20 protein-coding genes are annotated in these 26894 nt (G+C 44.4%); 12 read left to right on the plus strand and 8 right to left on the minus strand.

Going from position 1 to position 26894, the window contains the following annotated elements; all coding sequences use genetic code 11:
• The first annotated feature begins 33 nt into the window (after nt 1-33).
• From yfbV to R7E00_RS06185, 6 genes are all read left to right on the plus strand, one after another.
• A complete protein-coding gene (gene yfbV, locus R7E00_RS06160; protein ID WP_005380809.1) occupies nt 34-486 on the plus strand; it encodes a terminus macrodomain insulation protein YfbV in 453 nt (150 codons plus the stop codon).
• 330 nt (nt 487-816) lie between these two features.
• Nucleotides 817-1782, plus strand: coding sequence for an ABC transporter substrate-binding protein (locus tag R7E00_RS06165; protein ID WP_017633858.1), 966 nt, complete (start codon nt 817-819; stop codon nt 1780-1782).
• A 175-nt stretch (nt 1783-1957) separates the two neighbouring features.
• Entirely contained in the window at nt 1958-2893 is a 936-nt protein-coding gene (locus R7E00_RS06170) for an ABC transporter permease (protein WP_012841584.1), read from the plus strand.
• The gene (locus tag R7E00_RS06175; protein WP_005387275.1) at nt 2890-3684 is read left to right on the plus strand and encodes an ABC transporter ATP-binding protein; all 795 of its coding nucleotides are present in this window, start codon (nt 2890-2892) and stop codon (nt 3682-3684) included. Before R7E00_RS06170 ends, R7E00_RS06175 begins: the two co-directional genes overlap by 4 nt.
• Before the next feature lie 141 nt (nt 3685-3825).
• Complete coding sequence (gene malZ, locus R7E00_RS06180) at nt 3826-5652, plus strand: maltodextrin glucosidase (RefSeq protein WP_222712461.1); 1827 nt, start codon at nt 3826-3828, stop codon at nt 5650-5652.
• A gap of 174 nt (nt 5653-5826) precedes the next feature.
• Nucleotides 5827-7287 carry a sensor domain-containing diguanylate cyclase gene (locus R7E00_RS06185; RefSeq protein WP_005380815.1) on the plus strand — a complete coding sequence of 487 codons (1461 nt, stop codon included), beginning with the start codon at nt 5827-5829 and terminating at the stop codon, nt 7285-7287.
• 51 nt (nt 7288-7338) lie between these two features.
• On the opposite strand, the gene dusC is transcribed toward R7E00_RS06185, so the two are convergent.
• On the minus strand, nt 7339-8298 hold the full coding sequence (dusC, locus tag R7E00_RS06190) for a tRNA dihydrouridine(16) synthase DusC (RefSeq protein ID WP_005380816.1): 960 nt from the start codon (nt 8296-8298) through the stop codon (nt 7339-7341).
• A gap of 170 nt (nt 8299-8468) precedes the next feature.
• Between dusC and R7E00_RS06195 the strand changes: the two genes are divergently transcribed.
• Nucleotides 8469-9086: a YecA family protein gene (locus R7E00_RS06195; protein WP_033905759.1), complete on the plus strand. Its 618-nt coding sequence runs from the start codon at nt 8469-8471 to the stop codon at nt 9084-9086.
• Between the two features lie 79 nt (nt 9087-9165).
• Here R7E00_RS06195 and dsbB read toward each other — a convergent pair whose 3' ends face one another.
• Nucleotides 9166-9702: a disulfide bond formation protein DsbB gene (gene dsbB / locus R7E00_RS06200; protein ID WP_031779052.1), complete on the minus strand. Its 537-nt coding sequence runs from the start codon at nt 9700-9702 to the stop codon at nt 9166-9168.
• An 83-nt stretch (nt 9703-9785) separates the two neighbouring features.
• Complete coding sequence (nhaB, locus tag R7E00_RS06205; RefSeq protein ID WP_005380822.1) at nt 9786-11372, minus strand: Na(+)/H(+) antiporter NhaB; 1587 nt, start codon at nt 11370-11372, stop codon at nt 9786-9788.
• A 639-nt stretch (nt 11373-12011) separates the two neighbouring features.
• Here nhaB and fadR point away from each other — a divergent pair.
• Entirely contained in the window at nt 12012-12851 is an 840-nt protein-coding gene (fadR, locus tag R7E00_RS06210) for a fatty acid metabolism transcriptional regulator FadR (RefSeq protein ID WP_005380824.1), read from the plus strand.
• A gap of 110 nt (nt 12852-12961) precedes the next feature.
• On the opposite strand, the gene R7E00_RS06215 is transcribed toward fadR, so the two are convergent.
• Both R7E00_RS06215 and metG read right to left on the minus strand, forming a co-directional pair.
• Nucleotides 12962-13771: a hypothetical protein gene (locus R7E00_RS06215; RefSeq protein ID WP_191116264.1), complete on the minus strand. Its 810-nt coding sequence runs from the start codon at nt 13769-13771 to the stop codon at nt 12962-12964.
• Between the two features lie 210 nt (nt 13772-13981).
• On the minus strand, nt 13982-16057 hold the full coding sequence (gene metG / locus R7E00_RS06220) for a methionine--tRNA ligase (protein ID WP_053306621.1): 2076 nt from the start codon (nt 16055-16057) through the stop codon (nt 13982-13984).
• Between the two features lie 162 nt (nt 16058-16219).
• On the opposite strand from metG, the gene apbC reads away from it, so the two are divergent.
• The 3 genes from apbC (at nt 16220) to R7E00_RS06235 (ending at nt 20394) form a co-directional block, all read left to right on the plus strand.
• The gene (apbC, locus tag R7E00_RS06225) at nt 16220-17296 is read left to right on the plus strand and encodes an iron-sulfur cluster carrier protein ApbC (RefSeq protein ID WP_005380830.1); all 1077 of its coding nucleotides are present in this window, start codon (nt 16220-16222) and stop codon (nt 17294-17296) included.
• A gap of 180 nt (nt 17297-17476) precedes the next feature.
• The gene (gene udk / locus R7E00_RS06230) at nt 17477-18118 is read left to right on the plus strand and encodes a uridine kinase (RefSeq protein WP_005380833.1); all 642 of its coding nucleotides are present in this window, start codon (nt 17477-17479) and stop codon (nt 18116-18118) included.
• A gap of 188 nt (nt 18119-18306) precedes the next feature.
• Nucleotides 18307-20394, plus strand: coding sequence for an AsmA family protein (locus tag R7E00_RS06235; RefSeq protein ID WP_258479762.1), 2088 nt, complete (start codon nt 18307-18309; stop codon nt 20392-20394).
• 62 nt (nt 20395-20456) lie between these two features.
• Here R7E00_RS06235 and cobO read toward each other — a convergent pair whose 3' ends face one another.
• On the minus strand, nt 20457-21062 hold the full coding sequence (cobO, locus tag R7E00_RS06240; RefSeq protein WP_005380837.1) for a cob(I)yrinic acid a,c-diamide adenosyltransferase: 606 nt from the start codon (nt 21060-21062) through the stop codon (nt 20457-20459).
• A gap of 117 nt (nt 21063-21179) precedes the next feature.
• Between cobO and R7E00_RS06245 the strand changes: the two genes are divergently transcribed.
• Complete coding sequence (locus R7E00_RS06245) at nt 21180-21629, plus strand: low molecular weight protein-tyrosine-phosphatase (protein ID WP_025767219.1); 450 nt, start codon at nt 21180-21182, stop codon at nt 21627-21629.
• Between the two features lie 60 nt (nt 21630-21689).
• Here the strand turns inward: R7E00_RS06245 and R7E00_RS06250 are convergent, their stop codons facing one another.
• Together R7E00_RS06250 and rne are read right to left on the minus strand one after the other, a co-directional pair.
• The gene (locus R7E00_RS06250) at nt 21690-23249 is read right to left on the minus strand and encodes a SulP family inorganic anion transporter (protein ID WP_149192472.1); all 1560 of its coding nucleotides are present in this window, start codon (nt 23247-23249) and stop codon (nt 21690-21692) included.
• Nucleotides 23250-23581: 332 nt separating this feature from the next.
• The gene (gene rne, locus R7E00_RS06255; protein ID WP_042523100.1) at nt 23582-26656 is read right to left on the minus strand and encodes a ribonuclease E; all 3075 of its coding nucleotides are present in this window, start codon (nt 26654-26656) and stop codon (nt 23582-23584) included.
• Nucleotides 26657-26894 lie beyond the last annotated feature (238 nt).

Here is a 26894-nt window from a genome sequence, read left to right on the forward strand (position 1 = left end):
AAATGTTCAACTATTTTTTAGTGAGAGAGCGGTATGAGTAATAAAGTCGGATTGATCCATAGCCTGAAAGATGGCCAGAATTACATGGAGATCTGGCCGGTTCGTAAAGAGCTAAGCGCCATATTTCCGGAACAGCGTATCATTAAGGCGACTCGCTTTGGCATTAAAGTCATGCCGGCCGTTGCTGCGATCAGCGTACTCACTCAAATGGCATTCAACAATTACCACGCGTTACCTCAATCCATTGTTGTCGCCTTGTTTGCGATTAGCTTGCCACTTCAAGGCATTTGGTGGCTTGGTGCTCGATCCAACACGAAATTGCCGCCTTCTTTGGCCTCTTGGTATCGGGAGTTGCATCAAAAAATTGTGGAAACAGGTTTTGCATTAGAGCCTGTCAAAGCTCGCCCTCGTTACAAAGAGCTTGCGATAATATTGAACCGAGCGTTTCGCCAGCTCGATAAATCGTCATTAGAGCGTTGGTTCTAATTTAAATTGTTTGAAATGGAGTGTGCACTGGCCGCTCCATTTTTGATCCTGCCTCTATTACCTACTTTGACGGTCGTTGATGAAGCGAGCGAAGCTTTGTTTACCAAAGATTCTTTCCGGATGAAGAAGTCCCCCCGATCACAAATGTTGCTTTAGTGTTAAATCTTTCTTTTCTTTACTAAGACTTAGTAGTAATAATAAAAACAAGATGCGCAAGAAGTGCACAGTTATATGAACACAACAATACCGCCTTCAAACATTTGAATTCACGAGTCGATACACATATTGAAAGCTCGTGAAACAAGGACGAAGTCACATCAAGGAGTTATGATGAAAACGAAACGTTTATTAGCCACTGCCGTTCTATCAGCTACTGCTATTTTCTCTTCTACCAATGTACTGGCCGCCACTGCAACTGTCGCAGTTTCACAGATTGTCGAACACCCGGCGTTAGACGCGACGCGCCAAGGGTTACTTGATGGTTTGAAAGCGAAAGGCTACGAAGAAGGCAAAAATCTAGAATTTGATTATAAGACCGCACAGGGTAATCCAGCGATTGCGGTGCAAATTGCCCGTCAGTACGTCGGCGAAAATCCTGATGTGTTAGTTGGCATCGCGACACCTTCGGCACAAGCTTTGGTGTCGGCTACTCGCTCTATTCCTGTTGTCTTTACTGCGGTAACAGATCCGGTTGGTGCGAAATTGGTTAAGTCGATGGAACAACCAGGTAAAAACGTAACTGGCCTGTCTGATCTTTCACCCGTTGCTCAGCATGTCGATCTCATCCAAGAAATTCTTCCTCAGGTGAAAAGCATCGGGGTTGTATTTAATCCCGGTGAAGCTAATGCCGTGACTTTAGTTGAATTATTAAAAGAAAGCGCAAAAGCAAAAGGCATACAAGTGGTTGAAGCGACCGCACTAAAAAGCGCTGATGTTCAGTCTGCGACTCAAGCGATTGCAGCGAAATCAGACATTCTTTACGCCCCAACAGACAATACAGTTGCAAGTGCGATTGAAGGGATGATTGTGGCAGCGAATCAAGCGAAGAAACCTGTATTTGGTGGCGCGACGTCGTATGTCGAAAAGGGTGCAATTGCAGGCTTAGGTTTTGACTACTACCAGGTTGGTGTACAAACCGCGGATTATGTGGCGGCGATTCTTGATGGTCAAGAACCAGGCAAGCTGGATGTAAAAGTCGCGACGGGTTCTGACCTTGTAATTAATGAAAGCGCAGCATCTAAGCTCGGTATCAAGCTGCCAAGTTCTGTGGTTGAACGTGCGACAAGCATGCAATAAGTAACGTTCTTTTGGGGTAAAGACCGTCACGCTGGTTGGTAGAGGCTTGCCCCAAAATTGATACTCGCCAGACTTCTCGTGTAGAGCATTCTGCTAGAGAAGAAGGGGAGTATACGTTAGAAGTCTTACGTTCAGGTTGGTATTAGCCAGCCTGAGCATGCAGAAAGGAGCAGTTATGTCTGCATTTGCTTTTTTTGGTGCACTCGAAATTGGCTTGATTTATGGCCTAGTCGCTCTGGGTGTGTATCTTACGTTCCGTGTTCTCGACTTCCCCGATTTGAGTGTGGATGGCAGCTTTCCAATGGGAGCTGCGGTGGCTGCAACGGCGATTGTCGCAGGTATTAATCCTTGGCTTGCGACGATAATGGCGATGATAGCTGGTAGTATGACGGGGTGGGTAACCGCTTTTCTGGCTGTTCGGTGTGGTATTTTACACCTGTTAGCTTCCATTCTTACCATGATCGCTGCATTTTCAATTAATATTCGTATTATGGGCAAACCTAATATGGCGTTGCTTGGAGAGGATACGATTCTCACTCCGTTTGAAGCATTGGGCGATGCGATGTTTATTCGCCCTCTGGTTGTTGGGGTCTTAGTTCTTCTTTCCGCTTTCTTTGTCATTCGCCTGCTGAACAGCGACTTTGGTCTTGGTTTACGAGCCACGGGTGTGAATGCGCGTATGGTTTCTGCGCAAGGGGCGAGCACTGGCTTTTATACCTACTTTGGCTTGGCTTTATCTAACGGTTTTGTCGGATTCGCAGGCGCGTTGTTTGCACAAACGAACAGCTTTGCAGATGTGACCTCTGGCGTGGGCACCATTGTGGTTGGTTTGGCTGCTGTGATTTTGGGCCAGACCCTCATTCCGGGGCGAAAAATTTGGGTTGCGGTATTTGCTGTCATCATCGGTTCGGTACTTTATCGCCTTGCAGTGGCTTTCGCTTTGAGCTCTGGCATGTTTGGTTTACAAGCTTCAGACCTCAACCTGGTTACCGCAGTATTGGTGGCTGTGGCGCTTATTGCTCCAAAGCTAAAACAGAGCATGAGAGCGAAACAACGCGTTACTGATGCTAAACAAGCGGCATCAAAAAATGGTTCTGGGGAGGCATTATGATCGAACTAAATAATATTCAGGTCACGTTCAACCCTGGGACGATTTTGGAAAATCGTGCATTGAAAGGCGTCTCTTTAGAGGTTCCAGAGCATCAATTTCTTACCGTGATTGGTTCTAATGGCGCAGGAAAATCGACGTTGCTTGGTGCGGTGACAGGTGAGACGCCGATGATAGGTGGTCAGGTGATCATTGATGGCAAAGACGTCACCAAGCAGACGGTTGCCCAACGTGCAACGCAATGCGCCCGAGTGTTTCAAGATCCATTGGCCGGGACTTGTGGTGAACTGACGATAGAAGAGAACATGGCTCTCGCGCACATGCGTGGTAAAAAACGCAGCTGGGGGTTGGCGCTCTCTACCAAACGTCGCAAGCTGTTCCAAGAGCGAATTAGCATCCTCGGTCTTGGTTTAGAAGACCGCTTGGGCGATAGCATTGGGTTGCTGTCTGGTGGACAACGACAAGCCGTTAGCCTTGTGATGGCGACGTTATCGGAGAGTAAGTTGTTGTTGCTTGATGAACACACGGCTGCGCTTGATCCTCGTATGGCGGCGTTTGTTATCGACTTAACTAAACGTATTGTCGATGAGTTCGATTTAACCGTGATGATGGTGACGCATTCGATGAAAGACGCATTAGCATGTGGCGATAGGACCGTAATGCTTCACCAAGGTGAAATTGTGCTTGATGTGGCTGGAGAGCAGCGCGCTAACATGCAAGTACCAGACTTGTTGGATATGTTCTCCAAAGTGCGTGGTGAAGAGCTGGCAGATGACAGTCTTTTGTTGAACTAAGCGGTATCCGACAAGTCACTACGCCTACTAAGTGTGATCCTCCTTGGGAAAATTGGCTGATATGTCAACTCGCAGGGAGGATTTCTTGTCTCTAATTCTTCAATAACATAGTGGCATATCCGATGACGAGGAGTGCCCATAATGAACCTGCCATTTATTTTTCATAGTCAAACTATTGATGGTTTAGCTTTTAATGACGAGCAAGTTACAGTCAGACTGAAAACCGAGACATTGGATTTTGATTCCGTCTATGTGCGTATTGAGCCGGACAATGAAGAATATCTGGTCGATATGGCTCAAGTAGGAACAGCTGGTGAATTATTACTATGGGAGGCATCGTTTCGACCAAATCAAGATCGAGATGTCACACATTATGTGTTTAAGCTCCTCAAAGACGGACAACAATACTGGCTCGATGCACGAGGCGTACAAAAGCGTATTCCACCCAAAGAGTTCCACTTTAAGTTGAATGTAGAGCATCAACCACCAAGCTGGGTCCAAGAGCAAGTTTTCTATCAAATCTTTCCTGACCGTTTTTCTGCTAGTAAAAGTGAGTCTGATATTCGCCACGCTTATGCTCAGTATGATTCTGCATCGATCGTCAAGGCGTGGGGAGATGCGGTAGGCTCTCACCAAAATACCGGGGCACGTGAATTCTTTGGCGGCGACCTCAAAGGTGTGGAGCAAAAGTTGGACTATCTTGAACAGCTCGGCGTTACTGCGCTTTATTTTAATCCGATCTTTTCTTCACCAAGTAATCATAAATACGACACCACTGATTACTTCACTGTTGACCCTATGTTCGGCACCAACGATCAGTTTGCTGAACTGTGTGAGAAAATCCGTGGTAAGAATATGAAGATTGTCTTAGACGCGGTGTTTAACCACACGTCAGTGCATCATCCTTGGTTTGATATCCAACAAAAAGGAGAAGGAGCGTATGGCAATCCGCAGTCAAAGTTCCGTGATTACTACTTTTTCGAAGGCGAAACCAATCACTACATTGGTTGGAAAGGCATTGGTAACTTACCGGTTCTGAACTTTGAAAATGAACAGGTGCGCGACTACATCTACCAAAGTGAAGATTCTGTCATCAAGTATTGGCTGAAGCCACCGTACTTGGTTGATGGCTGGCGGTTTGATGTAATCCATATGCTTGGCGAAGGAGACGGCGCGAAAAACAATGCTCATTATGTGGCAGCGTTTCGTCATGCAACTAAGTCAGTAAACCCGAATGCTTATGTGTTAGGTGAGCACTTTTTTGAAGCAACGCAGTGGTTGCAAGGTGATCAAGAGGATGGGGCGATGAACTACTACGGTTTTGCTCATCCAGTCCGAGCTTTTATCGCACGACAAGATATTATGTACGATCCAATCAACATTGATGGTTTGGAGTTTAAAGCATGGTTGGACGAAGCCAGAGCAAAAATCCCATTTTCTAATCAGCTATCGCAGCTAAATCAACTCGATAGTCACGATACTGCTCGGTTTATCACATTGGTTGATGGTGATAAGCGTAAAATGAACATCGCGCTAGCAATGCTTATGACTTACGTTGGCACGCCTTGTATTTACTATGGGAGTGAAGTCGGTCTAGAAGGAGGGCTAGACCCGGATAATCGTCGTTGTTTTCCTTGGAATGAAATTGAAAGTTCACAATGGCTATCGCTTTACCAACAATGGATCAAGATCCGTAAACAATGTAAGCCTTTAGAGTCGGGCTGTATTCAATGGCTTCATTGCACTAACAACCAGTTGGCGTACGCACGTGTACTGGGTCGTGAAGCAGTCGTTGTAATGGTTAATCTCAGTGGTAATGAATGTTCAATCGATTTACCTATGTGGCAACTGGGCTTGGAGGTTAGCCAAGTTATATCGTTGTTAGATGACACAGAACAGGTTGATTATAAAGGTCATATCTCTGTCAATATGTCGGCACAGAGCTGCAAATTATGGCGACTAAAGTGACACCACACTCTATATTGATTAAACTCCTTTAATATATAAACGGTCTCAAACAGCGCGCACACATTTGTTTGGTCTCTTGTTATCTGGTGCTGCATTGCATGCGTCACCAGATAACGAGTATCAATTTAATAGCAGTCATAAGAGACTATTGACCTTTCATATGCATGGTACTCAATGGTAAACCAAAGGCGATTTAGCCTCTCATTTGTCATCTTTTTTCCTCTGGCGTTATTTGTAGTGGTTTTACTCGTGACAACGAAAAATTACTATGATGCGGTTAACCGCTATATCGATTCTGAGTATTCGCGTATCGAGCGTGCAATGTCTCGCGGTATTAAAGTACTCACGGCTTTAGATTACAGCTTCACCAACTATACCAATTACGCTAACCCACTGTTTGAAGAACATAATTCTTTAGTCAAAGAAGGGCTTTGTTATCTTTGGCCTATAGATGTGTTATTACTCGAAAGTGTTTATAGTGAAGGGTTACCTGCGGTTGACCTTGATTATATGATCGTAGGGGACGAAAGCTTATGTCAGCAAGGTTCAACGATTAACCAGTTAGCTGAACAAAAGGCGGGTTTTGCGCCGTCATTGTCATTTCTGCACGATATTGAATCGCACATTGTTGGAATTCATTACATTGACAAGCGCGGTTACGTTATCTCCTCACCCGATACCTACGCAAAAAATTTCACGAGAGAACTTTTGTCAACGCTAAAAGCCCGACCTTTTTGGCAAAAAACCGCGCAAGATAAAGTGAATATTACCTTGGCTGGACCAGGGCCAGTGTTGGACTCGATGGAAGGTCAAGTCATTAGTATGACGGTACCCGTCTATGAGAAAGGAGAACACCAAGGTGTTTTGTCTATTGATTTTGACATCAATACGCTCATGGCTTCGTCGCTAGGTCTTGTTGGTCAGTTTCATTTGGTTTCCAATTTACAATCCATTCCTTCAAACAGTACACGAATCAAACCAGTCGAATTAGAGCGATTGAGTGCGAATCACAGCATGTACTACGAGTACAACCTTTGGGATGAAGCTAAGAACCTAGCGGTTTTTGAAAAATACAGCCTTATTGTCGCACTATTTATTTACGTGCTGAGTACCGTCGTGTTGTTCTATGTGAATATGCATAGCGAGCGACGCTACTTTAAAGAACTGGCAGCAAGAGACCCAATGACCAGCTTATTGAATCGTCGAGGTATGCAAACCGTGTGGCGTAATAAGATGACAAAAAAACAGGTTGCTTTAGCAGTGTTCGATATTGATAACTTCAAGAAGATCAACGACACCTATGGTCATGATGTCGGTGATTCTGCAATTCAGCTTGTTGCAAAATGTATACGTGAAAATATTCGCCATACCGATGTTGCCTCAAGGTTTGGTGGCGAAGAGTTCGTTTTAGCGATTTATGACGAAGATTCAGAGGGCATTAAACTCATTTTAGACAGAGTAAAAAAGGCCATAGATGAGCGCTCGACACGCGTAACGAAAGAAGGCTTTACGATCTCTGGCGGTGTGGTGTTTAGTAAAGAGAGCCGAGTAGAAAACTTTGATGAATTGTTTAAAGCGGCGGATGAAAAGTTATATCAAGCCAAAAGTACCGGCAAAAATAAGATCTGTTACTAGGATTTAGATACAAAAAAGGACGAGATATTCGTCCTTTTTTGTGTTCGGGAGTTATGCAACCTGAGAGTTTAAGTCATCGCGGTAGCGTTGAATATGCTCAACAATTGGTGCGGCTTTGTTGAACGTTCTGATTTCTCTAAATAGGTCTTTTGCTTCAGGATAAGCTTGACGTAAGTAAGAGAACCATTGTTTTACGCGGTTTGGGTAATACAAGCCTTTATCGCCTTTCATCTCGAACTTGGAGTAATAGATGAGCAACTCAACCACCTCGGGCCATGACATTGGCTGGTGGTTATGTTTTACCATATTGCCTAAGTTAGGGATATTGAAAGCGCCTCGGCACACCATTAAAGAGCTAACGCCAGTCGTTTCAATGCAACGTTGACCGTCTTCATAATTCCAAATTTCACCATTCGCTATCAGTGGGATATCGAAACGTTCGCGAATTTGGTTGATGTAATCCCATTTTATCTCAGAAGCTTTATAACCACCTTGTTTAGTACGTGCGTGTACGGTCAGTTCATTTGCGCCAGCAGACTGAATGGCATCGACAATTTCAAAGCAATCTTCAGGGTTCTCCCAGCCAAGACGAATTTTTGCAGTTACGGGAATGGCTTCTGGAACGGCTTCTCGACAAGCTTTAACCACACGGTGAATGAGCTCTGGATGCTGGAGTAGCGCTGCACCACCTTTACTTTTGTTGACCATTTTGGCTGGGCAACCAAAGTTTATATCAATACCTCTGGCGCCAAGATTTGCCGCTTTAATTGCGTTCTCAGCCATCCAGTTTGGTTCTTGTCCCAACAATTGCACATGTACTGGCACACCAGATGCAGTCTGAGAACCTTGCAACAGCTCTGGGCATAAACGGTGAAATACATGATCGGGTAATAGCTGGTCGATTACCCGAACAAACTCCGTAACACACAGGTCATAGTCGTTTATCTCGGTCAGGATTTGGCGCATCAAATGATCTAAAACGCCTTCCATTGGGCCTAGTACAACTCGCATAGCTTGCCTAATACAGTTTGGTGGTAAAAAGGAGGGCGATTGTAGCGATGTAAGTTAAGTTTGTCATTAAAAGAGTCGAAGCGGCCAATGCAGTCAAACACACAACGTTAGGTTACGTGCTTTTGAGCTCTGAGGTATAATGCCGCCAAATTTATGGGAAACCAGATGCCATGCAATACACATTGATTGAAAAAGGTGAAGTTCACGTTGATGAATCTTGCCAATTTATCGAAGGCGCAGTGTTAGCTGCGAATCTGACGACAAAACCACTCGCTCCTGAAAAGTGGTTAGAGCCGCTATTAGGTGAGGGATTCAAAGCGATTCAACCAGCTGTGGAAGAGCAAATTCACAAGCAGCATAACCGAATTCAACGAAACGAATATTCCGTGCTAGAGCTAACAGGCAAAGAACCTGAACAACTTGCTGATTTTGCCGAAGGCTTTATGTCTGTTTGGCCAATGATTGAAGAACAGTGGCAAGACGTTGAGCTCAATGATGGATTACAGCGTATGCTGCAAGCATTACTGACCACTTTGATGCTGGCGATCGATGAGCCAGCAACGCAGCAACAGATGCGTGACGCAGGTATTGAAACGCCACCGGCCCTGACAGATTTAGTCGACCAGCTTGATTTAATGGTCGGTGAAGTCGCGCTGGGCGCGGATGAGTTGATGGTAGGCAATAAAGCTCAAAGCCTAAACCCATTCAAAGGTATCGGGCGCAATGATCCCTGTCCTTGTGAGAGCGGAAAAAAATTCAAGCAGTGCTGTGGTCAATCACGCGGCTAAATCGAATCGCCGCGCTATCCACTTAACAAAAAGCCGACCAGATGGTCGGCTTTTTGTTAATTTTTACGCGTCAGTAGGATTAACGAATTGGATTAACGCGTTTTGCAGGGAAGAATTGTGCAATTACAATTAATGCCAAAGCGATTAAATTGCCTGCAAAAATTACTACTAACCATTGTGGCATTGATAAATCAAGGAGCTGCCACACAACCTTAGAGCAATCACCATATGCTTCAAACATCCAAGGAACCCACTGATTGAGCGGAGCCCAGCTAGGGAATGTGACGAATAAATCGCAAGTCGCGAATGGTGATGGATTAAACTGGTAGTCAACGTGCTGCATTGCAAGTAACAAACCCTTGTAAGCACTTAATCCCCAGCCTATCAAACCTAGCCAGCGGAAAATTGGGTTCTTGGGTGCCAATATACCAACCATTGCAGCGACGCCCACTCCCATCATCGCGACTCTTTCATAAATACACATGACACATGGTGCAAGCATCATGACGTGCTGAAAATAGAGGGCACATGCTTCAAAGAAAACGACGAATAGCAGAAGCAGTAGCCACGATAAACGTCCCTTTGAAAACTGGTTAAGTGAATTTAAAATAGTCACGTTTTTGTTCCTGTCTGAAATAGAAAAAGCTCTGAATACTCAGAGCTTTTTATCGTGGATAAGTTTCCTAATCAACTCAAATTTTAGTGACCACCGGATACTACGGGAGTCAGATCACCACTATGAGGTAAAATCCAACCAGCTTCGTAGAAAGAAGCGGTTGCAGGCTCTAGGAAGAACATGATTCCCATCAGACCGACAATCGCAAGAACGACGGTGTAAGGCAGCGCCATGATAACCATTCGACCGTAAGACAGACGAATTAATGGAGCGAGAGCCGATGTGAGTAAGAATAGGAATGCCGCTTGACCGTTTGGCGTTGCAACAGAAGGCAGGTTAGTACCAGTATTGATTGCCACCGCCAGTAAGTCGAACTGATCACGAGTAATGAGGCCCTCAATGAGTGCAGTTTTTACTTCATTGATGTAAACCGTACCAACGAACACGTTATCCGACACCATAGATAATAAGCCATTCGCCACATAGAACAGAGCTAGCTGAGTACCTTTATCTTCAACGGCAAGCACCGCATCGATGACTGGTTTAAACAGTTCTTGGTCAATGATTACAGCAACGATCGAGAAAAATACTGCAAGCAGTGCAGTGAAGGGCAGGGCCTCTTCAAACGCTTTCCCCATGGAGTGCTCTTCAATGACACCAGTAAATGCGGTCGCTAAAATGATCACAGAAAGGCCAATTAAGCCGACAGCCGCTAAGTGCAAAGCGAGTGCAACGATCAACCAAACCGCAATAAGACCTTGAACCCAGAGTTTTGCGACATCTTGATTTGTTCGCGTTTTACGCTCTTCACGGTCAAAATCGACGAGGATCTGACGAACGTTGTTAGGAAGCTTCGCGCCGTAGCCAAACACTTTAAGCTTTTCAACTAAAGCACAAGTGATGAGACCACAGAAAAATACAGGTAGTGTCACTGGAGACATACGGATTAGGAATTCACCAAATAACCAACCCGCTTGGTCTGCAATAATTAAGTTTTGAGGTTCACCAACCATCGTGGTTACGCCACCTAAGGCAGTACCTACACCAGCATGCATCAACAAAGAGCGCAAAAAGGCACGATAGTTTTCTAGGTCATCACGCGTTAGTTCAGTGATCGTGTCATCTTGTGTATGGTCATGGTCACCGATAGGGTTACCAGACGCCACTTTGTGATAGATAGAGTAAAAGCCGATCGCCACGCTGATAACAACGGCGATAACCGTCAAGGCATCCAAAAACGCAGACAAAAATGCCGCAGCAAAGCAAAACGCGAGTGATAGTAGGGTTTTAGAGCGAATGCCAAGTAAAATTTTGGTAAAAATGAACAGCAATAGCTGCTTCATGAAGTAGATGCCCGCAACCATAAATACCAGAAGTAGCAGTACTTCGATATTTGCTACTAATTCGTGCTTAACTTGCGCAGGGCTAGTCATGCCGATAGCAATGGCTTCAATAGCAAGTAAACCGCCAGGTTGTAATGGGTAGCATTTTAATGCCATTGCTAGCGTGAAAATAAATTCAGCGACCAACAACCATCCAGCTACAAATGGGTTTATTAGGAAGAATACAATCGGGTTAATTATTAAGAAGGCTATAATGGCAACTTTGTACCAATCAGGCGCTTTACCAAGGAAGTTCTTGATAAAAGCGTTTCCGAGCGATATCGGCATGATAATTCTCTTTATAACAAAATTATGAATAGACACTACAATAGTGCTTAAGTATCTGTTTGTTAGACTTATTAACTAGTCTTTAAAAACAATAACTTAGTAAAACAACAATCCTTTGTTTATTGTAGTCTTGCCAAGTTACTTCCCCTGAACTCAAGCACCGCTCACTTTCGACCGCAAACTCTACACTCAGGCATTTATTAGTCAATAACAAAACGTGATGCTACCGACTAAAATGACTTTTTAAATGTAATAACGCGATCAAAACGGCGTTACTATACCATGAAAGTCTTAAAAAAATCCTCTTGGATTTTAAATGACGGTCAGTGACGAGAAAAGGCAAATTAAGAAAGAATATTAACCGTGATATACAAAGTAATTTTTCATATTTTGAATATAAAAATGTGACACGGTTGTCTTTATTTCTCCGAGATTTGTGAGCTGTTTAATTAAATAAAAATTCATATTTTACTGCTTTCGCTCGCATGTTAGAGCCTCTTAAATTGACACAACATATAGAGTATTAACTCTATGTTATGGAGTCGTTTCCACTATTGATCGTAAATTTTCTCAAACCGCTAAGTAGTGGTATGATGAGTAGTATCGACCCTCAGAAATCAATATTGGATAAAAAGTAGAATGGTCATAAAGGCGAAAAGCCCTGCGGGATTCGCAGAAAAATATATTATCGAGAGCATTTGGAACGGCCGTTTTCCTCCAGGCTCAATTTTACCTGCTGAGCGCGAGCTGTCCGAACTGATTGGTGTTACTCGAACGACTTTAAGAGAGGTTCTTCAACGACTAGCCCGTGATGGATGGCTGACTATCCAGCACGGCAAACCTACGAAAGTTAACCAATTTATGGAGACCTCTGGTCTGCATATTTTGGATACTTTAATGACGCTAGACGTTGATAATGCGACAAACATTGTAGAAGATCTGCTTGCGGCACGTACTAACATCAGTCCTATCTTTATGCGCTATGCATTTAAAGCGAACAAAGAGAGCTCTGAGCGTACAATTAAGAACGTAATCGAATCTTGTGAAGCTTTAATGAATGCGGCTTCCTGGGACGAATTCATCGCTTCTTCGCCGTATGCTGAAAAAGTTCTGCAGAATGTGAAAGAAGATAACGAGAAAGATGAAGCGAAGCGTCAAGAAATCTTGATTGCTAAAACGTTCAACTTTTACGATTATATGCTTTTCCAGCGCCTAGCATTCCATTCAGGAAATCAAATTTACGGTTTGATCTTTAATGGTTTGAAGAAGCTCTACGATCGTGTCGGTAGCTACTACTTCTCAAATCCAGCTTCTCGTGAGCTAGCTCTGAAGTTTTACCATCAATTGCTCGAAACTTGTGAAAGTGGCCAGCGTGAGCAACTACCAGTAGTGATTCGTCATTATGGTATGGAAAGTGCGTTGATCTGGAACGAAATGAAAAAGCAATTACCAACGAACTTCACGGAAGACGACAGCTAAGCGCTGACAAGTTGAATAAACGAAAACCGCAGTGCCTTAGGCCTGCGGTTTTTTTGTTTTTATTTATAAGTCGGCGACGGACCTAGCACCAATAATAAGGCATGGAACGTTTATCCTGCTAGCGAGAGTCTGGGCAACGGTAGATATAATGACTCTACGACATCTGAAAGGACATGGTCGTAAGTATTGAAGATGGTCAATGACAAGTCCGATGTGACGCCATAAAGCTCTGCTTCTGTTAAGTCGACATGACTCCCTGTCACGTATTCATTTAGCGTCTCTATTGAGCGCGTGGAAGCTGGAGAGGTAATGCTAAGTGGAGCGATAACCGCTAGTTGGTTTAGCTTACGCATCATGACCGATGCATAGTTTTTGAAACGCTCATTTCCGCCTTGTTCTCCTAAATCTTGAATGCTGATTCGTAACTGAGTCAGGGTCTCCAAGCTATCCATAATGTTTTGCCAGTTCATGTGATACTCATTATGCAAGTCATCTCTTTGCTCAACCGCTAGCCATGCGATGGTTACTTCATCCATCAAAAACAAGCAATGACGAATCAACTTACCATGCTCCATCTGGTTTCTTGCAACACTATGGTCATCCCATTGTTCAAGTAGTTTCCCTACTTTAATCTGTAATACGCGATACATGGGTTTGTTTTCAAACCGTGAGGTTTCGACTAAAAGATGAAGCTTGTTAGTCAGAGCATCATTAAGAGCGTCCAATTTTTGTTGATCGTTTTGTTGGAATTGAAGCGAGTAGTGAGTAGCAGCTCGGTGGTATCTCAGAAGGTGAACAACATCTCGCAACAATGTTAACAGCTGATATTTGCGCGCATGTTGCTGCTCTCGTTTAGAAGATAAGTGATATATTCCAGCTAAAATAGCGATGGACAATAGTGTGGAAATCAAAACAAACATAACCAACTCCTTGTTAGTGTTTGGACCTAACAAGGAAGATTGCAGTTTTGATGCCACTAATTAAATTCTATTAAAACAGTAATTTAGGGTTGTGATGGGAGAGGTGCTGTACAAGTTTGGTGCACAAATTCCCCAAAAGTGTGAATTCAGTCAAAAAAAGTCCCCGCTGAACTGGCGAGGACTTTTTAAATTTGATTGTAAAGCTACAACTTACATTACGCGCATGCCAGGTTGAGCGCCTTCGTGTGGCTCAAGGATCCACAGGTCACTACCACCAGGGCCTGCCGCTAGGATCATACCTTCAGACATACCAAACTTCATCTTACGAGGTTTTAGGTTTGCTACCATTACCGTTAGCTTGCCTTCTAGCTCTTCAGGTTTGTAAGCTGACTTGATGCCAGAGAATACCTGACGAGTTTCACCACCGATGTCCAATTGGAACTTAAGCAGTTTGTTGGCTTTTGGTACTTCTTCACAAGAGATGATACGAGCGATACGCATATCTACTGCAGCAAAAGCATCGAACTCAATCTCTTCAGCGATTGGTTCTTTGTCTAGCTCGGTTTGGCTAGCCTTGTTCTTTTCCGCTTCAGCTTTCTCTTTCGCCGCCATTTCTACCGCCGCATCTTCTTTAGACGCTTCGATCATAGCTTCAACATTCTTCGGATCGATACGGTTGAACAGTGCTTTGAACTTAGTGATCTCGTGGCCTGTTAGTGGAGCAGCGATGTTTTCCCAAGTTAGCTCTTGGTTTAGGAACGCTTCAGTACGTGCAGCTAGCGATGGCATTACTGGTTTCAGGTAAGTCATCAGTACGCGGAACAGGTTGATACCGACAGAACAGATGTCTTGTAGTTCCTGATCTTTGCCTTCTTCTTTTGCTACAACCCACGGTGCTTTTTCATCAACGTATTGGTTAGCTTTGTCTGCCAATGCCGTGATTTCACGGATTGCACGACCAAACTCACGCGTTTCGTAAAGCTCAGCGATACGGTCAGCAGCAGCAACAAATTCGTTGTAAAGTTCAGGCTCTGCAAAATTGTCAGACAGTTTGCCTTCAAAACGTTTCGCGATGAAACCTGCGTTACGAGATGCCAGGTTAACGATCTTGTTAACAACGTCAGCGTTTACGCGCTGAGTGAAGTCTTCAAGGTTAAGATCTAGATCGTCGATACGGCTGTTTAGCTTCGCAGCGTAGTAGTAACGTAGACACTCAGGGTCTAGGTGCTCTAGGTAAGTGCTTGCTTTTACGAACGTACCTTTAGACTTCGACATTTTCGCGCCGTTTACGGTTACGTAACCGTGTACGAATACGTTGTTAGGCTTGCGGAAGCCAGAACCTTCTAGCATTGCTGGCCAAAATAGGCTGTGGAAGTAAACGATGTCTTTACCGATGAAGTGGTACAGCTCTGCTGAGCTGTCTTTTTTCCAATACTCGTCGAAATCTAGGTCGTCGCGCTTGTCACATAGATTTTTGAAAGAGCCCATGTAGCCGATAGGCGCGTCTAGCCATACGTAGAAGAATTTGTTCTTCTCACCAGGGATCTCGAAGCCAAAGTATGGTGCATCACGTGAGATATCCCATTGCTGCAAGCCAGATTCGAACCATTCTTGCATTTTGTTCGCTGTTTCAGCTTGTAGCGAGCCAGAGCGAGTCCACTCTTTTAGCATGCTTTCAAACTGAGGCAGGTCGAAGAAGAAGTGCTCTGAATCTTTCATTACTGGCGTCGCACCAGAAACCGCAGATTTAGGATTGATCAGTTCTGTTGGGCTGTAAGTCTCACCACAGTTGTCACAGTTGTCACCGTACTGGTCTTCAGACTTACATTTTGGACAGGTACCTTTTACGAAACGGTCCGGTAAGAACATCTCTTTTTCTGGATCGAACAGCTGAGAGATAGTGCGGCTAGAGATAAAGCCATTTTTCTTCAACTCAAGATAAATGTGTGACGCTAGCTCACGGTTCTCATCTGAGTGCGTGCTGTGGTAGTTATCAAAGCTGATATCAAATCCAGCGAAGTCTTTTTGGTGCTCTTCGCTAACTGCGGCAATCATTTCTTCAGGAGTAATACCCATCTGTTGCGCTTTAAGCATGATTGGCGTGCCGTGAGCATCGTCAGCACAGATGAAGTTTACAGTGTTGCCGCGTAGGCGTTGGTAACGAACCCAAATGTCCGCTTGGATATGCTCAAGCATATGACCAAGGTGGATCGAACCGTTAGCGTACGGAAGGGCACAAGTTACCAGCATTTTCCTTGACGGAAAGTTTTTTGGATCGTTTGCCATACTTAATATTCGCTTTTCTTGATAGGTATAAATAAATTTTGATGGATAATACTACCCCATGAACTGACTAACTCCAAGGTGTCAAACTGCGGAATGCCTTAGTTTTTTTGGGGTTCTGGTTGAGCCTAGACGGTGGTAGCATGACATCTAAAAGGAGGGCTTATGCATCAGTTCACTTCAAAGCAAGATTTTTGTCACTGGTTTAACCAATTCCAACATCCACAGTTGGTGGAAAACTGGGCAGATATTCATGGCGCAATTTCGATTACGACACAGGGTTCTATTGATATAACGTTGCCATTCGCAAGTAATGAGCTTCAAACCGTACTGCATGACTGGATCAAACAGCAGCAAGCCTCGGGTAAAGTGGCTGAATTCCCATTTAATATTCGCCTTGGAGTTAAAGCTTTAGAAACTCAAGTGGCTAACTCGGTTAAGGGTGTTAAGAACATCATTGCCGTCAGTTCTGCGAAAGGTGGCGTTGGTAAATCTACTACCGCAGTTAACTTAGCGTTGGCGATTGCTCAATCTGGGGCGAAAGTGGGATTGTTGGATGCAGATATCTATGGTCCGTCTGTACCTATGATGTTGGGGCAAGAAGATGCTAAACCAGAAGTTCGTGATGGCAAGTGGATGGAACCCATTTTTGCTCACGGCATCTATACTCATTCTATCGGTTATTTGGTGGATAAATCAGAAGCGGCGATATGGCGCGGTCCAATGGCTTCAAAAGCATTGTCGCAGTTATTAACTGAAACAGATTGGCCAGATTTGGATTATTTGGTGATTGATATGCCGCCAGGAACGGGGGATATTCAATTGACTCTGTCACAACAAATTCCGGTAACAGGTAGCGTGCTAGTCACAACGCCGCAAGATTTAGCCCTTGCCGATGCAAGGAAGGGAGCGGCAATGTTTAACAAAGTCCATGTCCCAGTCATTGGTGTTGTGGAAAACATGAGTTATCACATTTGTAGTCAATGTGGCGCGAAAGAGCATATTTTTGGTATGGGCGGAGCTGAAAAAATGTCGCAAGAATTTGGCTTAGCATTGTTAGGACAAATTCCGCTTCATATCTCGATGCGAGAAGATATTGACGCTGGCGTGCCAACGGTAGCAAGACGCCCAGAAAGTGAGCATGCAGGGTATTATAAGCAACTTGCCGATCGCGTATGTAGCACGATGTTTTGGCAAGGCAAAGCAAAACCTGATGCGATTAGCTTTACAATGGTGAACTAAGTTTACTATGCCTGTTGGTTGATAATTGCACATTTTAACGTTTGCTCGGAGGTTAATCCTCTGAGCAGGCAGAAACTTATGACTAAACCCTAATTCCAACTAGTAACTATGGGGTGAACTCCCTATAATCAGGCAGTTTATCTTTTTATGTGACTAGAAATCATCATCGGGTGCAAACTAATGTCTGATAATAATCAATGCGTCATCGTAGGTATTGCTGGCGCTTCTGCTTCTGGAAAAAGTCTGATCGCGAGCACTATTTATAATGAGCTTCGCGCGAAAGTAGGCGATCATCAAATCGGTGTCATCACGGAAGATTGCTACTACAACGACCAAAGCCACCTAAGCATGGAAGAGCGAGTAAAGACGAACTACGATCACCCGAGTGCGTTGGACCACGACCTACTGTGTGAGCACCTAGAAAAATTGGTACGTGGTGAAGCAGTAGAAGTGCCTGAGTACAGCTACACAGAGCACACAAGAACAATTAACACCACCACAATGACACCTAAAAAGGTGATCATTCTAGAAGGTATCCTTCTTCTTACAGACCCTCGTCTTCGTGATTTGATGCATGCGACAGTATTTATGGACACACCGTTAGATATTTGCTTGCTTCGCCGTGTTAAGCGTGATGTGGAAGAACGAGGCCGAACTATGGAGTCTGTTCTTAAGCAATACCAACAAACAGTACGTCCGATGTTCATGCAGTTTATCGAACCTTCTAAGCAATATGCGGACATTATTGTTCCTCGCGGTGGTAAAAACCGTATCGCAATTGATGTATTAAAAGCTCACATTGCAAGACTTTTGAAAGCTTAAGCCTATAGACGGCTATATCGCTTTATTTTTAGGAGAAGAAGTGGCACCTTAAGTGCCACTTCTTTTTTTGTTTTTAAATTAGTCAGTTGCAGGTTAAAACCAGACACTTTTCACGCTTTTGTGGAACTGTCAGCGGCAAATGGAGTCTGCGCTTATAATTGTAAAAACACTCGAGCAAGGAAAAACAAATGAAGAAACTGCTCTTAATTCTAGCAATACCGATTGTGGTCATTTTGGTCGCAATTTTAGCGTTAACCATCTTCGTCAATCCGAATCAGTTTAAACCCCTTATTGTTGAGCAAGCGCAAAAGCAAACGGGATTAGAGTTGGTGATTGAAGGGGATATCAGTTGGCAATTTTTCCCATCAATTGGCTTTGAGTTGGGACATACAGAATTGCGAAACCCACAAGGCTTTAGTAAACCCAATTTATTCAAAGTTGATACCGTTGGTGTAGACATCTCTGTTATGCCACTTTTTAGTCAACAGCTTGAAATTGGAAACGTCACGCTTGATGGTGCTGAGTTCTACATTGAAACCAAGAAAGATGGCAGCAAGAATATTGATGCACTGACGAAAGCCCAAACACAACAAGCAGAACAAGAGAGCAATGCTGCGCCTACGCAAAATGGTGAAACGCAAACTTCTGGTTCTGATTGGAGTATTAATCTTGCTGGCGTTACGGTTTCTAACGGTTCATTAGAAATGCAGGATAAGCAAGCCGGTAGTTACACCAAACTTTATGATATTTCATTAAACCTTTCCGAATTCGCTTTTGACAACTGGACAACGGCTGATTTTGGCGTGAAGGGCGAAATGAACGACCAAAAGTTCACCGCGAAAGGTCAGGCAGACTTTAAGCTAGAAAAAGGTTTGGCAAACTACGCGCTAAAGAACATCAACTTTGATGCGACATACTCTGACCCTGCCAATAAAATTGAATCGGCAACGATCGGTTTAGACACGTTTGAATTCGATAAAGTAAATAACCTGACTTATGCCATTAAGGGTGTCGCTGGTGGTATGAAGTTAGATATGCAGGGTGCTGGTCAACTTAGCGTGGACAAGGCTATCAGCAAAGTACAGTTGGATAAGTTAACTCTTAAATCGACTTTTGAGGGTGATGCTTTACCTCAGTCCCCGATGAAAGTCGACATGGTGTCTGATCTGTCTTTCGACCTAACGAAAAACCATCTGAGTTTTGTTCTAGAGAAGTTAACAGCGAATGCTGTCGCCCTAGATGGTAAGGCAGATGTGACACTCGGTGATATTCCTAAAGTACGCTTTGCTCTCCATAGCCCCAATATCGATCTTGATGAGTTTTTAGGGTTAGATAAGCAAGCTGCCGAAGGTAATAAGCCTGCTTCTGGTGGCGAGAGTGCTCCTGCCGGACCTGAGGTTGAGCCTGATTTGTCTGCGTTGAAAACGTTAGATGTAAAGGGTGACATTACCATCGACAAATTCAAAGCGGCAAATGCGAAGATGGAAGCGGTAAAAACGAGCTTCACTGTAAATCGTGGCGTGTTTGAGCTTACATCATTTAGTTCGAAGTTGTACCAAGGCTCAATCTCAGCGACAGCGAAGTTAGATGCACGCCAATCACCAGCGACTTACAGCGTTAAAAAGTCAATCAAAGGCGTGAAAGTTCAACCGCTACTTATAGACGTTGCTGAGAACGACAAACTTGAAGGGACAGGTAACATTGATGTGAATGTTACAGGTAAGAGTCTCACGCCTACCGGTATCAAGAAGAATCTATCTGGTACGGTTGTTATCAATTTTGCTGACGGTGCGGTGAATGGCATCAACGTTGCTCAGTTGATTCGTGAAAACTATGCGAAATTTAAAGGGCAAAAAGTTGAAGGCACCAATGAAGCTAAGAAAACAGACTTCAGTGCGATGACGGCGACATTGAAACTCAACAAAGGTGTAGTATCAACGGATAATATGCAAGCTCAGTCTCCATTGTTACGTGTTCGTGGTAAAGGTATCGCAAACTACATCAATGAAACAGTCGACTTTACTATCAGCACGTCAGTTGTAGGCAGCCTAGAAGGCCAGGGCGGTAAAGATATAGATGAGCTGAAAGACATCACGATTCCAATCAATGTGTCTGGTAAGTGGGCAGAACCTAAATTCAAGCTCGTATTCGATGATGTTCTGAAGCAGAAAGCTCAAAAAGAAATCGATCGTGGCGTGGAGAAGCTAACGGACAAAATCAAAGACGAGAAAACCAAAGATGCGGTCGATGGTTTATTGAAGAATCTTTTCAACTAACCGTGCGTGAAAACCAAAAGGGTTGGCATTTTGCCAACCCTTTTTAAATTACTCTGCGAGTGTTACCAATCGACGCCTTTGAGGGCTTTTACGCCAGATTCAAATGCGTGCTTTACATTTTTCACTTCAGAAACGGTATCGGCCATTTCAATCAGGGTTCGATGTGCGCCACGCCCAGTAATAATAACCGACTGCATTTTAGGTCGGTTGCTCAGCGCTTCGACCACTTCGTCTAAGTCGATGTAGCCGTAGCTCACCATATAAGTTAGCTCGTCAAACAAGATGACATCGATAGAGTCGTCTTGCAGCATGCGTTTACATTCTTGCCATACGCCTTGCGCTGCTTCGGTATCAGCGGCTTTGTTTTGAGTTTCCCATGTAAAGCCGGTCGCCATTACTTGGAATTCAACGCCGAGTTTCTCAAGTAGGTTGCGCTCACCGTTGTCCCAAGTACCTTTAATAAACTGCGCGACAGCACAATTCAAACCATGACCCACTGCGCGTGCGATCGTACCGAATCCTGATGTCGATTTACCTTTACCATTTCCGGTAATGATCAGTAGCAGACCTTTTTCCTCTTGAGCAGCAGCGATTTTTGCGTCTACCTGTTCTTTGACTTTTTGTTGGCGAGCTTTATGGCGTGCTTCTTTATTTTCTTCGATAGACATAATACTTCCTCAATTCCTTTTCGTGCTGTGCCCAAGCTAATTTGGGTTCATTGATTTATCTCGCTATGATAGACCAACATATCGTGAAGAAAAACCACCGATAATTCAGGGAATAAAATGAAGAAAATACTTGTTGTTTGTATGGGAAACATTTGTCGGTCACCAACTGGAGAGGCAGTGTTAAGAGCGAAAGCTCAAAAGCTAGGCGTTGAAGTAGAGGTTGATTCGGCAGGTACAATTGGCTACCACGCAGGAAACCGACCGGATTCAAGAGCGATGGCAGCAGGAAAGCAGCGAGGTTATTCTTTTAAAGGAATGCAAGCGCGCCAAGTCACCATTGATGACTTTGAAAAGTTTGACCTTATATTAGCCGCAGATAAAGCAAATTTGGCCGATTTATTGGATATTTGTCCGTTGAAGTATCGACACAAAGTATCGTTATTTTTAAGTCATTCTGAGTCAGGTTACGACGAAGTCCCGGACCCATATTATGGTGGGGAAGATGGCTTTGAACTGGTGCTTGATTTAATCGAAGAGGCATCAGACGCAATTTTGAAGAAGCTATAATCGCCGTGCTTGAAGACAATAGAAAAAGGGATGAGCTCAGCTCATCCCTTTTTATTCGTGTTAACCCGCTAGTATGTCGGTTGCGACTTTGTAGCTTGGGTCTTCCTTCACGTTAATTTCAACCAAGCTGCCAGCTTTGTCCAAAAGTTTACGACAATCTGGGCTTAGGTGACGAAGGTGCAGCGTTTTACCTTGAGCATTGTAACGCTCAGCCAGTGTTTCAATGGCTTCAATTGCAGAGTGATCTGTCACGCGAGAGTCTGCAAAATCGACAATCACATCTTTTGGATCTTCAGGCGCGTTAAACAACTCCAGGAAGTTAGCCGCAGAGCCAAAGAAAATAGGGCCGTGAATCTTGTACTCTTTTGAACCTTCCTCGTTTAAGCACGTGTCGGCATAGATGTGCTTAGCGTGTTGCCATGCAAACATTAATGCAGAAACGATAACACCAACCGCTACGGCAACAGCAAGGTCAGTAAGAACAGTAACAACGGTCACAAGAACAATAACGAAGAAGTCTTGCTTCGGTACGCGGCGTGCTAGCTTAAATGTTGCCCATTCGAATGTACCAATGACAACCATGAACATCACACCAACCAGAGCAGCGAGTGGGATCATTTCAATTAGCGAAGAAGCGAATAAGATAAACATCAATAGAGCGATAGCCGCAACGATACCAGATAGACGGCCGCGACCACCTGAGTTTACGTTGATCATCGACTGACCAATCATCGCACAACCACCCATTGCGCCAAACACAGAACACGTCATGTTTGCCATACCTTGACCGATACATTCGCGGTTAGATTGACCACGAGTATTCGTCATCTCATCTAAAACTGTCAGTGTTAGTAGAGATTCAATTAGACCAATGGCCGCGAGAATGATCGCGTATGGAAGAATGATTTGTAGTGTCTCTAGTGTAAATGGTACCGCAGGAATAGAGAAGGTTGGTAGTGAACCTGCGAGTGTTGCAGCTTCATCACCAGACATTGTACGCAGGAAGTCAACAACAGTGCGAGTTTCCAGATCCAAGCCAACCACTAAAGCCGTCACCGTTACGATCGCAACAAGTGAAGAGGGTACAGCTGTTGTGATTTTTGGTAGAAAGTGAATGATTGCCATAGTCAGCGCAACCAAACCAAGCATTAGCAGCATCTGGTCTTGTGGTAGCCAAGTAAGCATGCCGTTGATGTCTGGCGCTTTAAACTGACCCAACTGAGCTAGGAAGATAACAATAGCCAGACCGTTCACAAAACCGATCATCACAGGGTGAGGTACGATACGGATGAACTTACCCAATTTAAACATACCAGCGGCAACTTGAAGAATACCAGCGAGCATGATGGCTGCGAATAGGTACTGGACACCGTGAGTCGCGACAAGCGAAACCATTACGACTGCCATGGCACCTGTTGCACCAGAAATCATGCCAGGACGACCACCGAAAATGGAAGTAATAAGACCAACGATGAATGCAGCGTAAAGACCGACCATCGGATCTACGCCTGCGACGAACGCAAATGCGACAGCTTCAGGAACCAATGCTAGCGCAACGGTTAAGCCTGATAGCACATCATTTTTTACGGAGTGCTTAGAAAATTGGGGAAATTCGAACATGTTTGTTTTTAAGTTCTCTTTGCAATGAGTTAAACCCGACACATATTCGTATTTGCACAAGCCACTGGAAGGTTGATTTTTAATCAAACATTGCAGTGTAAACCGTAGTATTAAAAGAGCAGCATCAGAATGGTGTCGAAAACTTGAGTCGGCGCATGCTACCGAAAAGTGTGATTAAGTTCAAGAATGATACGAATAATGGCGTACAAATGTGATCACGAATTGGTATTTATATGAACAATTTATTGGGCAAATATGAAGATAAAAAAGGCTACCAGATGGTAGCCTTTAATTTATTTATGCCGTTAAGCAGTTGAACGTAATGATTTAGCCTAGTTAAAGTTAGGCTTTGTCATCTCTGCCGATGCACGGTTTTTAGCCACTTGGCTACCTGCACCTTTAGCTTGGTAACGTTCGGTTTTGAACGGCGCTGCTGCAACCGTGATTTCGCGTAGCTCTTGAGGGCCAGGTGCTTTCGTCATCGGTGCGCTAGCGTTTAGCTTAGCAGCAACTTTAATGGCTTCGACTTTAGGCTCTGGTTTATCTACTGGCGCTTCGGCTACAATCTCTTTTGCTGCTTCAACGATAGGCTCTTCAGTAGGTGCCGTTTCTACAATGGCATCAACCGGTTCAGCATGTTCAGTTACAGGAGTTTCAACGATAGGCTCTACCGATGCTGTTTCTACTACTGCCGATTCAGCTTTTTCTGCGATTACTGTTTCAACAACAGGTGCTTCTACTACTGGAGCTTCCACTTTCGCTTCAACGGTTTCTTGAACCTTGTGTTCAACAACTGGCGCATCTGTTACGACAGGTTGCTCGCGACGAATAATCACTTTACCCATTGCCATTTCTGGACACGCAAAGCCACCTTGGATTGTAGGTACTGCTGCTACAGCTTCTTCCTTAACTCGCTCTTCCTTCTTAGGTGCTGGTTTCGGAATGTAACGTGGCATTACTTTACCCATAGCCATTTCAGGAGAAGCGACACCTCCCTTACGTAGGCGGAACGGGTTAGGGCGGCGATCACGGCCACGGCGACGACGCTGGCCGCTTGCACGCAGGTGACGTGGCGAACGACGATTACGACGTTGCTTAGACTCTGCTTGCTTGTTGTCTTGCTGTGCCTCTACCGCTGCTTCTGTTGGCTTTTCAACTTTAGCTTCAACCGTTTCTTGAGTCTTAACCGCTGTTTCTTCGGCTTTCTTCTCAATAGCTTCTTGGTCCTTAACGCGTACAGACTTGTTCAATTTGCGACGTTGGCGGCGCTCTTTCACTTTTTCTGCTTTCGCATTTTGCTGCTTCGGTTTGCTCTCTTCTGGTTTTGTTTCAGTACGAGCTTCCGCTGCTAGCTGCAGACCTTTTTCCGCTACTTTTGCGTTTGCTTTCTGCTCTTGGGCTTTATCTGCCTGTTGAGCTTTAGGTTTACGCTTTTGGTTACGGTTTTGCGGTTTATTTGTTTGTTGTTGAGCTTCGTTTTGCTCATTAGCCTGCTCATCACGAGGCTTACGACGACGTCGGTTATCGCGATTGTCGCGGTTATCACGATTATCACGCTGGTTGTTATTGCGACGACGATCGTTGCGATCACGTTTGTTACGTCGATTATCGCGATTTGGTTTTTTCTCTTCCTGAGGTTTCTGTTCTTCTTTTGTTTCTTCAGAACCACCGAATAGGAAGCTACCAAGTGCTTTAAACAGACGGCTGAACAATCCAGGTTTCTCTTCTTGTTCAACGTTTTGTTCTTTCTTCTTCGCCTCAGGAGCTGGTTTAGCTGCTGGTGCAGGTGCGGTTTGAGACGGAGCAGCAAAGCCTTTAAGAACTGGCTCTTCAATTCGTTTTGGTTTTACGTCAACTTCCGCTGGCTCTTTACCTTCTGCTTCTTTCATTGCTTCCAGTTTCTTAGGAAGTAAGTAAGAAATCAGATCGAACTCTTCGCCTTCACGAACACGGATAACTTCAAAGTGCGGTGTTTCCATATCAGAGTTAGGAACAACCGTAATTTTCACTTCTTGAATGCGTTCGATATGGTTTACTGAACGACGTTTTTCGTTCAATAAGTAAGAGGCGATTGGCACAGGTACGACTGCAAGTACTTGTGCTGTGTTGTCTTTTAGCGCTTCCTCTTCAATTAAACGAAGTACAGAAAGTGCTAGAGATTCGTTGTCGCGAACGACACCAGTTCCGCTACAGCGAGGACAGATGTGATGGCTTGCTTCTGCAAGAGAAGGGCTCAAGCGCTGGCGTGACATCTCCAACAAACCAAAGCGAGAAATACGACCGATTTGTACACGAGCGCGATCAAGACGAACGGCTTCACGTAGACGGTTTTCTACTTCTCGTTGGTGACGAACTGGGGTCATATCGATAAAGTCGATAACCACTAAGCCACCCAAGTCACGTAGACGTAATTGGCGAGCAATTTCGTCGGCTGCTTCTAGGTTCGTGTTTAGAGCTGTTTCTTCAATATCGCCGCCCTTGGTTGCACGAGCAGAGTTGATATCGATAGACGTTAGTGCTTCAGTCGGGTCAATAACAATAGAACCACCAGATGGCAGACGCACTTCACGTTGGAAAGCCGATTCAATTTGGCTTTCGATTTGGTAGTGGCTGAATAGTGGAACTTCGCCTTCATATTTCTTAACGCGGTTAAGGAAATCAGGGCGCACCAATTGAATGTGCTCTTTTGCACGTTCGTAGATGGTGTTGCTATCAATTAAGATTTCGCCAATATCACGACGCAAATAGTCACGGATTGCACGAACGATAACGTTACTTTCTTGGTGGATTAAGAATGGAGCAGGGTTAGAGTCCGCTGCACCTTTGATTGCACCCCAGTGGTTAAGTAGTACATTCAAATCCCACTCAAGCTCTTCAGCACTCTTGCCAACGCCAGCAGTACGTACGATTAGGCCCATGCCCTGAGGCAGTTCCAAAGTACTTAATGCGGCTTTTAGTTGAGTACGCTCGTCACCTTCGATTCGACGAGAAATACCGCCAGCACGAGGGTTGTTAGGCATCAGAACAAGGTAACTACCAGCAAGAGAAATGAAAGTAGTAAGAGCTGCGCCCTTGCTTCCACGTTCTTCTTTTTCCACTTGAACGATAACTTCTTGGCCTTCCGTTAGCACTTCTTTGATGCTTGGACGACCTTGGTAGGTGTAACCTTCAGGGAAATATTCGCGGGCAATTTCTTTGAGAGGGAGGAAACCGTGACGCTCGGCGCCGTAATCAACAAATGCGGCTTCTAAGCTTGGTTCGATACGTGTGATACGTCCTTTGTAGATATTCGCTTTTTTAGATTCATGACCTGGACTCTCGATATCAAGATCGAAAAGTCGCTGGCCATCAACCAGAGCGACACGCAACTCTTCTTTTTGAGTTGCGTTAATTAACATTCTTTTCATTGAAAATTCTCGTTGTCTTTTCTTTTATATCTTTCTTGTCGACTTGCCACTGCTTTTTCGCTCTTTCACGGTGCCTGATCCCATGGCTTGTATTTTGCAGCCTCCCGGCTGGAAGGGGATGCTCTCGGGCACTTCAGTCATCACAAGCCTCTTGTGGTTTCTGTTGGAAACGTAGACTTGTGACCCGCTATTTGGGCGGTAGGTACTCAACGTGAATATGCGAGGAGTAGGGTGGCAA

The sequence above is a fragment of the Vibrio sp. Vb1755 genome, assembly GCF_033338635.1.
GTDB lineage: Bacteria > Pseudomonadota > Gammaproteobacteria > Enterobacterales > Vibrionaceae > Vibrio > Vibrio alginolyticus.

What these genes read in the sequence shown, in the direction of transcription:
- nhaB (WP_005380822.1), bottom strand. Translation starts at nt 11,372, where the DNA reads ATGCCGATATCGCTCGGAAACGCTTTTATCAAGAACTTCCTTGGTAAA.
- R7E00_RS06235 (WP_258479762.1), top strand. Translation starts at nt 18,307, where the DNA reads ATGAAGAAACTGCTCTTAATTCTAGCAATACCGATTGTGGTCATTTTG.
- malZ (WP_222712461.1), top strand. Translation starts at nt 3,826, where the DNA reads ATGAACCTGCCATTTATTTTTCATAGTCAAACTATTGATGGTTTAGCT.
- R7E00_RS06165 (WP_017633858.1), top strand. Translation starts at nt 817, where the DNA reads ATGAAAACGAAACGTTTATTAGCCACTGCCGTTCTATCAGCTACTGCT.
- R7E00_RS06175 (WP_005387275.1), top strand. Translation starts at nt 2,890, where the DNA reads ATGATCGAACTAAATAATATTCAGGTCACGTTCAACCCTGGGACGATT.
- apbC (WP_005380830.1), top strand. Translation starts at nt 16,220, where the DNA reads ATGCATCAGTTCACTTCAAAGCAAGATTTTTGTCACTGGTTTAACCAA.
- fadR (WP_005380824.1), top strand. Translation starts at nt 12,012, where the DNA reads ATGGTCATAAAGGCGAAAAGCCCTGCGGGATTCGCAGAAAAATATATT.
- R7E00_RS06250 (WP_149192472.1), bottom strand. Translation starts at nt 23,249, where the DNA reads ATGTTCGAATTTCCCCAATTTTCTAAGCACTCCGTAAAAAATGATGTG.
- rne (WP_042523100.1), bottom strand. Translation starts at nt 26,656, where the DNA reads ATGAAAAGAATGTTAATTAACGCAACTCAAAAAGAAGAGTTGCGTGTC.
- udk (WP_005380833.1), top strand. Translation starts at nt 17,477, where the DNA reads ATGTCTGATAATAATCAATGCGTCATCGTAGGTATTGCTGGCGCTTCT.
- R7E00_RS06245 (WP_025767219.1), top strand. Translation starts at nt 21,180, where the DNA reads ATGAAGAAAATACTTGTTGTTTGTATGGGAAACATTTGTCGGTCACCA.
- R7E00_RS06185 (WP_005380815.1), top strand. Translation starts at nt 5,827, where the DNA reads ATGGTAAACCAAAGGCGATTTAGCCTCTCATTTGTCATCTTTTTTCCT.
- metG (WP_053306621.1), bottom strand. Translation starts at nt 16,057, where the DNA reads ATGGCAAACGATCCAAAAAACTTTCCGTCAAGGAAAATGCTGGTAACT.
- R7E00_RS06195 (WP_033905759.1), top strand. Translation starts at nt 8,469, where the DNA reads ATGCAATACACATTGATTGAAAAAGGTGAAGTTCACGTTGATGAATCT.
- yfbV (WP_005380809.1), top strand. Translation starts at nt 34, where the DNA reads ATGAGTAATAAAGTCGGATTGATCCATAGCCTGAAAGATGGCCAGAAT.
- cobO (WP_005380837.1), bottom strand. Translation starts at nt 21,062, where the DNA reads ATGTCTATCGAAGAAAATAAAGAAGCACGCCATAAAGCTCGCCAACAA.
- dusC (WP_005380816.1), bottom strand. Translation starts at nt 8,298, where the DNA reads ATGCGAGTTGTACTAGGCCCAATGGAAGGCGTTTTAGATCATTTGATG.
- R7E00_RS06170 (WP_012841584.1), top strand. Translation starts at nt 1,958, where the DNA reads ATGTCTGCATTTGCTTTTTTTGGTGCACTCGAAATTGGCTTGATTTAT.
- R7E00_RS06215 (WP_191116264.1), bottom strand. Translation starts at nt 13,771, where the DNA reads ATGTTTGTTTTGATTTCCACACTATTGTCCATCGCTATTTTAGCTGGA.